2 protein-coding genes are annotated in these 14,954 nt (G+C 74.3%); both read right to left on the bottom strand.

Going from position 1 to position 14,954, the window contains the following annotated elements; genetic code table 11:
* Positions 1 to 13: 13 nt before the first annotated feature.
* On the bottom strand, positions 14 to 871 hold the full coding sequence (locus O7633_RS30545) for a metallophosphoesterase (protein WP_282324865.1): 858 nt from the start codon (positions 869 to 871) through the stop codon (positions 14 to 16).
* Between the two features lie 190 nt (positions 872 to 1,061).
* The gene (locus O7633_RS30540; RefSeq protein ID WP_282324864.1) at positions 1,062 to 14,951 is read right to left on the bottom strand and encodes a type I polyketide synthase; all 13,890 of its coding nucleotides are present in this window, start codon (positions 14,949 to 14,951) and stop codon (positions 1,062 to 1,064) included.
* Between the last annotated feature and the right edge of the window lie 3 nt (positions 14,952 to 14,954).

Raw genomic sequence — 14,954 nt, 5'->3', positions numbered from 1 at the left:
CGTCCGGCGGCGCTCAACGGCGGGACCGGGCGGGGGCCGGGAGGATCTGGCGGGGCCGTCCCGGCGGGGTGGCCCGGCGACGCCACTCGCGCGGGTAGCCGACCGACACCTCCTCGAACCGGACGCCGTCATACCAGGTGGTACGGGGGATGTGCAGGTGGCCGTAGACGGCGACGCGGGTGTCGTAGCGCAGGTGCCAGTCGGCGGTCAGGTCGGTGCCGCACCACTGGGCGAACTCGGGGTAGCGCAGGATCCGGGTCGGCTCGCGGACCAGCGGGTAGTGGTTGACCAGCACGGTGGGCAGCCCGCCGCGTTCGGCGTCGAGCCGCCGCTCGGTGTGGATCACCCGCGCCCGGCACCAGGCGTCCCGGCTCGGATACGGGTCGGGGTGCAGCAGGATCTCGTCGGTGCAGACCACGCCGGTCTCGTGCGCCCGCGCCAACGCCTGCTCCCGGGTGTACGTCCCCGGGGGCCGCCACGTGTAGTCGTACCCGACGAAGAGCGGGGCGATCAGGACCGGGTCCCCGTCGGGGTCCCACACCGGGTACGGATCCTCCGGCGTGACCACGCCGAGGCGGCGGCACAGCGCGACGAGGTGCCGGTAGCGTTCCTCGCCGCGCAACTGGACGGTGTCGTCGCGGGGCGTCCACAGCTCGTGGTTGCCCGGCGCCCAGATCACCCTGGCGAACCGGTCGCGGAGCAGGCCGAGCGCCCACTCGACGTCCTTGGCGAACTCGCCGACGTCACCGGCGACGATCAGCCAGTCGTCGTCGTGGTCGGGGCGCAGGGCCTCGACGATGGCGCGGTTCTCCGCGTACACGACGTGCAGGTCGCTGATCGCGAGGAGCTGGCCGCCCTGGGAGCCGGTCACCGGGCACCTCCCGTGTCTGCGGGCACCCGCCCGCACCCCGCCTCCGCCCGTCCCGCGCCGGAACGGGACGGCACCCTGTCGGGCTCCGACCCTACGGAGACCGGCAGGAGCCGCCACACCCCTAGATGCACCACCGGACCCCTAGCCCCGCTCCCCCGGCACCGCGCCCTCCCCGAGTGGGATGGGTGGGTCAGGACTTGCCGAACTCTCGTTGGATGATGGCGAAGATGTCGTCCTCGGTGGCGGTGGAGAGGTCGTCGGACCCCGCCTCGGTGGGGGCGGGCGACGCGGGGACGGGCGACACAGAGGCGGGCGACGTGGGGGTGGGCAACGACGGGACGGTGTCGCCCCGCCAGCGGGCCAGCAGGTCCTCCAGGCGGCGGGTGATCTCCGCGTCGTCGCGGCGCTCCCCCGGCACGGTTCGCAGCAGCTCGTCGAGCCGTTCGATCTCGGCGACGACCGGGGTGGCCGCCCCGTGCGGCACCAACTCGGCGCGCAGGTGCTCGGCGAGCGCGGCCGGCGTCGGGTGGTCGAAGACGAGGGTGCTGGGCAGGGCGAGGCCGGTCTCGGCGGTGAGCCGGTTGCGCAGCTCCACCGCGGTCAGCGAGTCGAAGCCGAGGTCCAGGAAGCCCCGGGCGGCCCGGATCGCCGCCGGGCTGCGGTGCCCCAGCACGGTGGCGGCGGTGCCGCGTACCAGGTCGAGCAGGATCCGGTCCCGCTCGGTGTCGCCGGCGGCGGCCAGCCGGTCCCGCAGCCGCTGCGGGGCACCGGCGTCCGACGGCGGCGGCGTCTCCGGGCCGCCGGCTGCGCCCGCCTCGGGGATGCCGCCGAGCAGGGGGCTGGGCCGCAGGGCGGTGAACGAGGCGGCGAACCGGTCCCAGGCGACGTCGGCGACGACGACGCTCGTGTCGTCCCGGTCGAGAGCCGCCTGCAACGCGGTGACCGCCAACTCCGGGTCCATCGCCGGCAGCCCCCGGCGGCCGAGCTGTTCTTGCTGCTCGCCGTGCGCCATCCCCGCGCCGGCCCACGGGCCCCATGCCACCGCGGTCCCGGCGGCACCCTGGGCGCGCCGCCGGGCCACCAACCCGTCGAGATACGCGTTGGCCGCCGCGTAGCCGGCCTGCCCGGCCGAGCCCCACACCCCGGCGATCGACGAGAACACCACGAACGCGTCCAGCTCCGGCAGCAACGCGTCGAGGTGCGCAGCCCCGTCGACCTTGCCGCGCAGGACGTGGGTCAGCTCGTCGACGGTCAGCTCGCCCAACGGGGTGGAGTGCGCCGCCCCCGCCGCGTGCACGACGGCGCGGACGGGGTCACCCGCGTCGGCGAGGCCGTCGAGCAGCGCCCCCAGCGCCGACCGGTCCGCCACGTCACAGGCGGCAACGGACACCCGCGCCCCGGACGCCCGCAACCGCTCCGCCAACTCCCCCGCACCCGCAGCCCGCTCACCACGCCGACTCACCAACACCACATGCCCCGCACCCGCACCCACCGCCCACCCGGCGACCCGAGCGCCCAACGCCCCCGTACCACCCGTGACCAACACCGTCCCCGACAACCGAAACTCCCGCCGCACCGGGTCACCACCCGCCCGCGCCAACCGCCGCACGAACACCCCCGACGACCGCACCGCCACCTGATCCTCGACACCCGCCGCCAACACCTGACACACCCGACGAACCACCCGCGCATCCACCACGCCCGGCAGATCCACCAGACCACCCCACCGACGCGGCTCCTCCAACGCCGCCACCCGGCCCACGCCCCAGACGGCAGCGGCGGCCGGGTCGACGCGCCCGTCCGACGCGCCCACGGACACCGCGCCCCGGGTCAGCCACCACACCCGGCCGCCCAGGTCGGCGGCGGCCAGCGCCTGCACCGCCCCCAGCGCCTCGCCCACGCCGACGCCGGCCAGCGACAGCAGCGACACCACACCGGCGACCTCGCCGACGTCACGGAGCGACTTCGCCACCAGTTCGCGGTCGTCCGCCGGGCCGTCGAGCGTCAGCGTCCGGACCTGCGCCCCGGCCTCGGCGATCCCCTCCGTCACGGCCGCGAGCACCGAGGCACCGACCCCGTCGTACGGCACCAGCACCAGCCAGGTGCCGGTCAGCCTCCCCGGCGTCTCGGGGAGGGCCTGCCACTCGATGCGGTAGCGCCACGAGTCGACGGTCGAACGCCGCTGACCCGCCCGCCGCCAGCGGGCGAGCTTCGGCAGCAGGTCGCTCAGCGACTGCTCCGCCGCCAACTCCGCACCGAGGCCGGTCAGATCCTCCCGCTCCACCGCCGCCCAGAACCGCTCGTCGGTCGCCGAGCTCCCAGTGGTGGTCACGGCGGCGGCCGGCGGCGCGTCGTGCAGCCAGTAGCGCTGGTGGTGGAAGGCGTAGGTGGGCAGGTCCACGGTGCGGGGCCGGCCGCCGGTGTGGGTGAACCACGCCGCCCAGTCCACGGGCGTGCCGGTGACGTGCAGCTTCGCCAGGGCGGTGACCAGCGCCATCGTGTCGGGCTGGTCGCGGCGCAACGCCGCCACCAGGTGCACCGGCCGGTCGACGGGCGTGTCGGCGGCCATCGCCGTCAACGTCGCATCCGGCCCCACCTCCACGAAGCTGCTGACCCCCAACCCCAGCAGCGTGGCGATCGAATCGCCGAACCGAACCGCCTCCCGCACATGCCGCACCCAGTACCCGGGGTCGGTGATCTCGGCCGCCTCGACGACCCTGCCCGTCACGTTCGACACGACCGGCAGCCTCGGCGTCTGCCAAGCCAAACCGTCGAGCACCGCGCGGAACCCGGCCAGCATCGGCTCCATCAACCGCGAGTGGAACGCGTGACTCACCGACAACCGCTTCACCCGCCAACCCTGCTCGGCGCACCGCTGGGCGATCACGTCCAGATCGGCGACCGGCCCCGACAACACCACCGACCGCGGACCGTTCACCGCCGCCACATCCACACCGCCACCGGCCAACGCACGCACCTCAGCCTCAGGCGCACCCACCGCCAACATCCCGCCACCAGCAGGCAACGCCTGCATCAACGAACCCCGCGCCGCCACCAACGCGCACGCGTCCTCCAACGACAACACACCCGCCACGTGGGCGGCGGTGACCTCACCGATCGAATGCCCCACCAGATAGTCGGCAGTCACCCCGAACGAGGCGAGCAACTCGTGCAGAGCCACCTCCACCGCGAACAGACCCGCCTGCGTATAAGCAGTCTGATCCAACAAGGCCGCCAGATCCGAACCCGGCTCCGCGAACACCACCTCCCGCAACGGACGATCGAGGCGACCCACGAACAGGGCACACACCCGATCGAACGCCTCCGCATACACCGGGAACCGCTCATACAACTCCCGACCCATCCCCGACCGCTGCGCACCCTGACCCGCAAACAACAACGCCCGACGACCCGACGACACCTCACCCGTCACCACACCCGGGGCAGCCGCACCCGACGCCAGCGACTCCAGACCGGACAGCAGGTCGGCGCGGTCGGTGCCGAGGATAACGGCGCGGTGTTCCAGGGTGGCGCGGGCGGTCGCCAGCGACCAGGCGACGTCCGTCGCCGCCGGCCCCGCGTCGGGGCTCAGGTGCTCGGTGAGCCGGGTGGCCTGCGCGGCCAGGGCTTCCGGCGTGCGCGCCGACACCAGCCAGGGCACCACGGGCAGGTCGACGTGCCCGGAGGGCTCGGCCTCGACGGGCTCCGCCTGCTCAAGGATCACGTGGGCGTTGGTCCCGGAGATGCCGAACGAGGAGACGGCGGCCCGGCGTGGCCGGTCCACCGCCGGCCACTCGCGGCGCTCGGTGACCAGGCTGACCGCGCCCGACGCCCAGTCCACCTTCGTGGAGGGCGCTTCCACGTGCAGGGTCGCCGGCACCACGCCGTGCCGCAGCGCCTGCACCACCTTGATCACACCGGCGACACCCGCCGCCGCCTGGGTGTGGCCGATGTTCGACTTGACCGAGCCGAGCAGCAGCGGCGCGGCGTCGCCCCGCCCCTGCCCGTACGTCGCCAGCAGCGCCTGCGCCTCGATCGGGTCGCCCAGCGTGGTGCCCGTGCCGTGCGCCTCCACCGCGTCCACGTCCGCCGGCGACAACCGGGCGTTGGCCAGGGCCTGCCGGATCACCCGCTGCTGCGACGGACCATTCGGCGCGGTCAACCCGTTCGACGCACCGTCCTGGTTGACGGCGGAGCCGCGCACCACCGCGAGGACACGGTGACCGTTACGCCGGGCGTCGGACAGCCGCTCGACGAGGATCACCCCGACACCCTCGCCCCACCCCGTCCCGTCCGCCGACTCCGCGAACGACCGGCACCGCCCGTCGGGGGAGAGGCCGCCCTGCTTCGCGAACTCGACGAAGGTCGCCGGCGACGCCATGACCGTCACGCCGCCCGCGAGGGCCAGGTCGCACTCGCCCGAGCGCAGCGACTGCGCCGCCAGGTGCAACGCCACCAGCGACGACGAGCACGCCGTGTCCACGGTGACCGCCGGCCCCTCGAACCCGAACGAGTAGGCCACCCGCCCCGACAGCACGCTGGTCGCGTTGCCGGTGAGCAGGTGACCGCCGACCTCCTGGTCCCGGCCCATGGCCGTGGACGCGTACCCCTGGAAGCTGGCGCCCGCGAAGACGCCGACCCGCTCCCCCTTCAGGCGGGACGGGTCCAGTCCCGCCGACTCGACCGCCTCCCAGGACACCTCCAGCAGCAGCCGCTGCTGCGGGTCCATCGCGAGGGCCTCGCGGGGGGAGATGCCGAAGAACCCGGCGTCGAACGCCCCCGCGTCGTAGACGAAGCCGCCCTGGCGGGGGAACGAGGTGTCGGACAGCCGGCCGTCGAGGAAGCTGTCCCAGCCCCGGTCGAGGGGGAAGTCGGAGATGCCATCGCGGCCGGCGGCGACCATGTCCCACAGCTCGTCGGCGGTGTCGACTCCGCCGGGCAGGCGGCAGGCCATGCCGACGATCACGATGGGGTCGTCGTCGACGGCCGTGACCCGCTCCCGCTCGGCCGCCCCGGCCGGAATGCCGGTCAGCTCGGCGGCGAGGTGGGCGACGAGCGCCAGCGGCGTCGGGTGGTCGAAGACGAGGGTGCTGGGCAGGGCGAGGCCGGTCTCGGCGGTGAGCCGGTTGCGCAGCTCCACCGCGGTCAACGAGTCGAAGCCCTGCCGCTGGAACGCCCGGTCGGCGGGGACGGCGTCCGGCGTCGCGTGCCCGAGCACCGCGGCCACCTGGGCGCGTACGAGGTCGAGCAGGTGGGTGTCCCGTTCGGCGGGTGTCAGGGCGGCGAGCCGGCGGCCGAGCTGGGCCTGTTCCTCGCCCGCGTCTGCGGTGTCGGGCGACGCGGAACGCGCCTCGGGAATCTCGTCCAGCAGCGGGCTGGGCCGCAGGGCGGTGAACGAGGCGGCGAACCGGTCCCAGGCGACGTCGGCGACGACGACGCTCGTGTCGTCCCGGTCGAGAGCCGCCTGCAACGCGGTGACCGCCAACTCCGGGTCCATCGCCGGCAGCCCCCGGCGGGCCAGTTGTTCCTGCGCCTCGCCCTGGACGGCCATGCCGGCACCCGCCCACGGGCCCCACGCCACGGCCGTGGCGGCGGCGCCCCGGGCCCGTCGGCGCGCGACGAGGGCGTCGACGTAGGCGTTGGCCGCCGCGTAGCCGGCCTGCCCGGCCGAGCCCCACACCCCGGCGATCGACGAGAACACCACGAACGCGTCCAGCTCCGGCAGCAACGCGTCGAGGTGCGCAGCCCCGTCGACCTTGGCGCGGAGTACGTCGCGCAGTTCGTCCGGCGTGACGTCGCCCAGCGGCGTGAACTGGGGCGCTCCGGCGGCGTGCACGACGGCGCGGACGGGGTCACCCGCGTCGGCGAGGCCGTCGAGCAGCGCCCCCAGCGCCGACCGGTCCGCCACGTCACACGCCGCGACCGTCACACGCGCCCCGGACGCCCGCAACCGCTCCACCAACTCCCCCGCACCCGCAGCCCGCTCACCACGCCGACTCACCAACACCACATGCCCCGCACCCGCACCCACCGCCCACCCGGCGACCCGAGCGCCCAACGCCCCCGTACCACCCGTGACCAACACCGTCCCCGACAACCGAAACTCCCGCCGCACCGGGTCACCACCCGCCCGCGCCAACCGCCGCACGAACACCCCCGACGACCGCACCGCCACCTGATCCTCGACACCCGCCGCCAACACCTGACACACCCGACGAACCACCCGCGCATCCACCACGCCCGGCAGATCCACCAGACCACCCCACCGACGCGGCTCCTCCAACGCCGCCACCCGGCCCACGCCCCACACCGCCGACGCGACCGGGTCGACCGGCGCGTCCGACCTGCCCACCGACACCGCGCCGCGGGTCACCCACCACACCCGGCCACCCACGCCGCAGTCGTTCAGCGCCTGGATCACGGCGAGGCTCTCGGCCACGCCCGCTTCCCCGTCTGCTTCCCCGGGCAGCGACAGCAGCGACAGGACCCCGGCGACCTCACCCGGGCGGGGCAGCGCGGCCCGCAGCCGCCCGGCCGCGTCGTCCCGGCTCGTCCCCGTCGGGTCGAGGCCGACCGTCAGGACCTCCGCGCCCTGCTCGGCCAGGCCCTCGGCGAGGGGGTGGTCGGCCTGCGCCGGTGGCACGAGGACCAGCCACGTCCCGGTCAACCCCGCCGACGGTACGGTCGGAGCGGGCCGCCACTCGATGCGGTAGCGCCACGAGTCGACGGTCGAACGCTGCTGACCCGCCCGCCGCCAGCGGGCGAGCTTCGGCAACAGGTCGCTCAGCGACTGCTCCGCCGCCAACTCCGCACCGAGGCCGGTCAGGTCCTCCCGCTCCACCGCCGCCCAGAACCGCTCGTCGACGTCGTCGCCCGCTCGGGGGGTGCCGTCGGCAGCCGACGCGGGCTCGGGCCAGTACCACCTGCGGTGGAAGGCGTAGGTGGGCAGGTCCACGGTGCGGGGCCGCCCACCGGTGTGGGTGAACCACGCCGCCCAGTCCACGGGCGTGCCGGTGACGTGCAACCGGGCCAGGGCGGTGACCAGGGCCGTCGTCTCCGGCTGATCGCGGCGCAACGCCGCCACCAGGTGCACCGGCCGGTCGACGGGCGTGTCGGCGGCCATCGCCGTCAACGTCGCATCCGGCCCCACCTCCACGAACGACGTCACCCCCAACCCGTGCAGGGTGGTGATCGAATCGCCGAACCGGACCGCCTCCCGCACGTGCCGCACCCAGTAGTCGGGGTTGGTGATCTCGGCCGCCTCGACGACCCTGCCCGTCACGTTCGACACGACCGGCAGCCTCGGCGTCTGCCAAGCCAGGCCGGTCAGGACCGTGCGGAACCCGGCCAGCATCGGCTCCATCAACCGCGAGTGGAACGCGTGACTCACCGACAGCCGCTTCACCCGCCAACCCCGCCCGACGCACTCCCCCGCGACCCGATCCAACTCAGCGACCGGCCCCGACAACACCACCGACCGGGGCCCGTTCACCGCCGCCACATCCACACCGCCACCGGCAAGCGCCCGCACCTCAGCCTCAGGCGCACCCACCGCCAACATCCCGCCACCAGCAGGCAACGCCTGCATCAACGAACCCCGCGCCACCACCACCCTGCACGCATCCTCCAACGACAACACACCCGCCACATGCGCAGCCGTCACCTCACCGATCGAATGCCCCACCAGATAGTCAGCCGTCACCCCGAACGACGCCAGCAACTCGTAGAGGGCCACCTCCACCGCGAACAGACCCGCCTGCGTATAAGCCGTCTCATCCAACAATGCAGCCAGGTCGGAACCCGGCTCCGCGAACACCACCTCCCGCAACGGACGATCAAGGCGACCCACGAACAGGGCACACACCCGATCGAACGCCTCCGCATACACCGGGAACCGCTCATACAACTCCCGACCCATCCCCGACCGCTGCGCACCCTGCCCCGCAAACAACAACGCCCGACGACCCGAGGCCACCTCACCGGTCACCACACCCGGGGCAGCCGCACCCGACGCCACCGTGTCGAGCCCGGACAACAGGTCGTCCCGGCCCGTCCCGAGGACGACCGCCCGGTGCTCCAACGCCGCCCGTGACGTGGCGAGGGACCAACCCACGTCGGCAGGAGACAACCCGGAACGCTCCCGGACGAAGTCCGCCAGGCTCGCCGCCTGCCCGGCGAGGGCGTCGGCCGATCGCGCCGACACCAGCCACGGCACCACCGGCAACTCCACCGGCCCGGACGACCCGACCCCGGCCTCCACGGCCTCCACCGGATCCGCCTGCTCCACGATCACGTGTGCGTTCGTCCCGGAGATCCCGAAGGAGGAGACAGCGGCCCGGCGCGGCCGGTCCACCACCGGCCATTCACGCGACTCCGTCACCAACTCGACCGCGCCCGACGCCCAGTCCACCTTCGACGACGGCGCATCCACGTGCAGCGTTGCCGGCACCAGGCCATGTCGCAGGGCGAGGACCATCTTGATGATCCCGGCGACGCCCGCCGCCGCCTGGGTGTGGCCCAGGTTCGACTTCACCGAGCCCAGCAGCAGCGGCGTCTCGCGCCCCTGCCCGTACGTCGCCAGGAGCGCCTGCGCCTCGATCGGGTCGCCCAGGGTCGTGCCGGTGCCGTGCGCCTCCACCACGTCGACATCCGCCGGCGACAACCGGGCGTTGGCAAGGGCCTGCCGGATCACCCGCTGCTGCGACGGACCATTCGGCGCGGTAAGGCCGTTCGACGCACCATCCTGGTTCACCGCGCTGCCCCGCACCACCGCGAGGACCCGACGGCCGTCCCGGCGGGCGTCCGACAGGCGCTGCACCAGCAGCACCCCGACGCCCTCGCCCCACCCCGTCCCGTCCGCCGACTCCGCGAACGACCGGCACCGCCCGTCGGCGGACAGCCCGCGCTGCCGGGAGAACTCGACGAACGCGCCGGGGGTGGCCATCACGGTCACGCCGCCGGCCAGCGCGAGGTCACATTCGCCCGAGCGCAGCGACTGCGCCGCCAGGTGCAGGGCCACCAGCGACGACGAGCACGCCGTGTCCACGGTGACCGCCGGCCCCTCGAACCCGAACGAGTACGCCACCCGCCCCGACAGCACGCTCGCGGAGGCACCGGTGGCACCGTAGCCGGCGAGCTGTTCGCCGCCGTTGCGGATGAGGTTGTCGAAGTCCTGCCCGTTGGTGCCGGCGAAGACGCCGACGCGACCGCCACGCAGCGTGAGGGGGTCGATCCGGGCGTCCTCGATCGCCGCCCAGGACACCTCCAGCAGCAGCCGCTGCTGCGGGTCCATGGCGACGGCCTCGCGGGGGGAGATGCCGAAGAACTCGGCGTCGAACGCGCCCGCGTCGGTGAGGAACGCCCCCTGCGTCACGTACGACGCCCCGGGATGCCCGGGGTCGGGGTGGTGCAGCGCGGTCAGGTCCCAGTGCCGGTCGGTGGGGAAGTCCGACATGGCGTCGACGCCGTCGGCGAGCAGCCGCCAGAACTCCTCCGGCGAGCCGGCCCCGGCGGGGAAGCGGCAGCCCATGCCGACGATGACGATCGGGTCGTCGTCGACGGGTCGTACCGTCGGGGTCGTCGCGGACGGCGAGTGGCCGCCCAGCAGCTCGGTGCGGACGTGGGCCGCCAGGGCGGTCGGGTTGGGGTGGTCGAAGGCGAGCGTGGCGGGCAGGGTGAGCCCGGTGGCCGCGTCGAGGCGGTTGCGCAGCTCGACGGCGGTCAGCGAGGTGAAGCCGAGGTCCCGGAACGCGCGTTCGGCGGGCACCCGGTCGGCGCTGCCGTGGCCGAGCACCGCCGCCACCTCGGCGCGCACCAGGTCGCGGAGGGCGTCGAGCTGCTCGGCGTCGGTGAGCCCGGCGAGCCGGTCCCGCAGGGCGCCGCCGCCGGCGGCCCGGTCGGCGGTGGCGGCGTCGGTGACCTGCGGCGCGGTCAGCAGTCCCCGGATCAGCGGGTCGGGGCGGCGGCCGGCGGCGCTGCCCGCCACCCGGTCCCAGTCGACGTCGGCGACGACGAGGTGGGTCTCGTCGTCCTCGATCGCTTCGGTGAGCACGCGGACGGCCGTGGCGGGGTCCATCGCGCCGAAGCCGTTGCGGGCCATCCGGCGTTCGAAGTCGCCGGCGCTGACGCCGCCGTCGGCCCACAGCCCCCAGGCGATGGCGGTGGCGGGCAGCCCTTCGGCGCGGCGACGCTGGGCGAGGGCGTCGAGCCAGGCGTTGCCGGGGGCGTAGTTGGCCTGCCCGGGTCCGCCCATGGTGCCGGCGAGGGAGGAGAACAGCACGAACGCGGACAGCTCGTGGCCCCGGGTCAGTTCGTCGAGGTGGCGGGCCGCGTCGACCTTGGCGCGCAGGGCGGTCGCCATCCGGTCCACGGTGAGGGCGTCGACCACGGTGTCGTCGAGCGCCGCCGCCGTGTGCACGACGGCGGTGAGCGGCAGGTCGGCGGGGATCGCCGCGAGCAGGTCGCGCAGGGCGTCCCGGTCGGCGGCGTCGCAGGCCGCGACGGTGACACGGGTGCCGAGGGCGGTCAGTTCCCCGACGAGGGCGGCCGCGCCGGGGGCGTCGGGGCCACGGCGGCTGACCAGCAGCAGATGCTCGGCTCCGGCCGCCGCGAGGGCGCGGGCGACGTGCCCGCCGAGCGCGCCGGTCCCGCCGGTGACGAGGGTGGTGCCGCGCGGGGTCCAGGCGCGCGCGGGGGTGGCGGGCCGGCGGGCGCGGGTCAACCGCCGGGCGTACGCGCCGGTGGCGCGCACCGCGAGCTGGTCCTCCGCGCGCTCGCCGCCGAGCAGCCGGCGCACCTGTCGTACGCCGCGCGCGTCGGCGGTCGGGGGCAGGTCCACGAGTCCGCCCCAGCGTTGGGGGTGCTCGGCGCACAGCACGCCGCCGAAGCCCCACAGGGCCGCCTGGTCGCAGTCGACGGGCTGGTCGCGGGGGTCGACGGAGACCGCGCCCCGGGTGGCGATCCAGAGCCGGGCGGGGATGGCGGAGTCGCCGAGGGCCTGGGCGAGGGCGACGGTGTGGGCGAGGCCGGCGGGCACGGAGCCGGCGTCGGGATGCGCGCCGGGGGCAAGGCCGAGCAGCGACAGGACGCTGCCGGGTCGTCCCTGGCCGTCGGCGTACGCGTCGGCGAGGTCGCTGGCGAGGCCGGCCCGGTCCCGGTCGGCGGCGACCCGCAGCACCCGTACGCCGGGCGCGGCGAGCGCGGTCGCCCACCGGGCGGCCGCCCCGTCGTCGGGCACGACGAGCAGGAGGTCGTCGTGTTCCCGCCGGGAGTGGTCGGGCAGGGGCTGCCAGGTGACGTGGTACCGCCACGGGTCGGCGTCAGGCCCGACGGGGCCGTGGGGGCGGGTGCGGGCGTCGAGCCAGTAGCGCTGGTGCTGGAAGGCGTAGGTGGGCAGGTCGATGGTGCGGGGCCGGCCGCCGGTGTGGGTGAACCACGCGGCCCAGTCCACGGGGGTGCCGGTGACGTGCAGCTTCGCCAGGGCGGTGACCAGCGCCATCGTGTCGGGCTGGTCGCGGCGCAACGCCGCCACCAGGTGCACCGGCCGGTCGACGGGCGTGTCGGCGGCCATCGCCGTCAACGTCGCATCCGGCCCCACCTCCACGAACGACGTCACCCCCAACCCGTGCAGGGTGGTGACCGCGTCGCCGAACCGGACCGCCTCCCGCACATGCCGCACCCAGTACCCGGGGTCGGTGATCTCCCCCGCCTCGACGACCCTGCCCGTCACGTTCGACACGACCGGCAGCCTCGGCGTCTGCCAAGCCAAACCGTCGAGCACCGACCGGAACCCGGCCAGCATCGGCTCCATCAACCGCGAATGGAACGCATGACTCACCGACAACCGCTTCACCCGCCAACCCCGCCCGACGCACTCCCCCGCGACCCGATCCAACTCAGCGACCGGCCCCGACAACACCACCGACCGCGGACCGTTCACCGCCGCCACATCCACACCGCCACCGGCAAGCGCCCGCACCTCGGTCTCAGGCGCACCCACCGCCAACATCCCGCCGCCGGACGGTAGCGCCTGCATCAACGAGCCCCGCGCCGCCACCAGAACGCACGCGTCCTCCAGCGACAACACACCCGCCACGTGGGCGGCGGTGACCTCACCGATCGAATGCCCCACGAGATAGTCGGCCGTCACGCCGAACGACGCCAGCAACTCGTGCAGGGCCACCTCCACCGCGAACAGGCCCGCCTGCGTATAAGCCGTCTGATCCAACAGGGCAGCCAGGTCCGAACCCGGCTCCGCGAACACCACCTCCCGCAACGGACGGCCGAGATGGTCGACGAACAGGGCACACACCCGATCGAACGCCTCCGCATACACCGGGAACCGCTCATACAACTCCCGACCCATCCCCGACCGCTGCGCACCCTGACCCGCAAACAACAACGCCCGACGACCCGACGACACCTCACCGGTCACCACACCCGGGACAGCCGCACCCGACGCCAGCGACTCCAGGCCGGACAGCAGGTCGTCACGGTCGGTGCCGAGAAGCACCGCCCGGTGGTCGAGGGCCGCCCGCGACGTCGCCAGGGACCAGCCCACGTCGACCGGCGACAGTCCGGGATTGTCCTGGACGTGCCCGACCAGGCGGGACGCCTGCCCCGCCAGGGCCTCCGCCGAACGCGCCGACACCAACCACGGCACCACCGGCAACCCCACCGGCCCGGACCCCTCAGCGTCGACCGGCTCCGCCTGCTCCACGATCACGTGCGCGTTCGTCCCGGAGATCCCGAACGACGACACCGCCGCCCGACGCGGCCGGTCCACCACCGGCCACGGCGTCGACTCCGTCACCAACTCCACCGCACCGGAGGACCAGTCCACCTTCGACGACGGCGCATCCACGTGCAGCGTCGCCGGCACCACACCGTGCCGCATCGCCTGGATCAGCTTGATCACACCGGCCACGCCCGCCGCCGCCTGCGTGTGACCCAGATTCGACTTGATCGACCCGAGTAGCAGCGGCGTCTCGCGCCCCTGCCCGTACGTCGCCAGGAGCGCCTGCGCCTCGATCGGGTCACCCAGGGTCGTGCCCGTGCCGTGGCCCTCCACCACGTCCACGTCCGCCGGCGACAACCGGGCGTTGGCAAGGGCCTGCCGGATCACCCGCTGCTGCGACGGACCATTCGGCGCAGTCAACCCGTTCGACGCACCATCCTGGTTCACCGCGCTGCCCCGCACCACCGCGAGGACACGGTGACCGAGCCGGCGGGCGTCGGACAGCCGTTCCACGACGAGCACGCCGACGCCCTCCGACCAGCCGGTGCCGTCGGCGCCCTCGGCGTACGACTTGCACCGCCCGTCGGGGGCCAGGCCGCGCTGCCGGCTGAAGTCGACGAACGTCTCCAGGGTGGTCATCACGGTGACGCCGCCGGCCAGCGCGAGGGTGCACTCGCCGGAGCGCAGCGACTGCACGGCGAGGTGCAGCGCGACGAGCGACGACGAGCAGGCGGTGTCGACGGTGAGGGCGGGCCCCTCGAATCCGAACGTGTAGGCGACCCGGCCGGAGAGCACGCTGCTGGCGGTGCCGCCGCCGATGAACGCGTCCAGGGGCTCGGGCACCTCGGCCAGCCCGGCGGCGTAGTTGTGGTACATCATGCCGGCGAACACGCCGACGCGGCTGCCGCGCAGGGACAGCGGGTCGATGCGGGCGTCCTCGATCGCCTCCCAGGACGCCTCCAGCATGAGCCGCTGCTGCGGGTCCATGGCGAGGGCCTCGTACGGCGAGACCTTGAACAGCTCCGGGTCGAAGTCACCGGCGTCGTGCAGGAACCCGCCCTCGCGGGCGTACGTGCTGCCCCGCCGCTGCCCGGTCGGGTCGTACGCGGCGTCGGTGTCCCAGCCCCGGTCGGTGGGGAAGCCGGTGACGCCGTCGGTGGCGGTGGCGACGAGTTCCCACAGCTGCTCGGGGGAGCGGACGCCGCCCGGGTAGCGGCAGCTCATCCCGACGATGGCGATGGGCTCGTGGTTCCTGGCGTCGGCGGCCTTGAGGCGTTCGCTGGTCTCGGCGAGGTCGGCGGTGACGCGCTTGAGGTACTCACGGAGCTTGGCTTCGTTCGCCATCGG

This window comes from Micromonospora sp. WMMD712, from assembly GCF_029581295.1.
In the GTDB taxonomy this organism is placed as follows: Bacteria; Actinomycetota; Actinomycetes; order Mycobacteriales; family Micromonosporaceae; genus Micromonospora; species Micromonospora carbonacea.
Note: the sequence above shows the minus strand (reverse complement) of the source record. Positions and strands in the feature narration are given on the sequence as shown.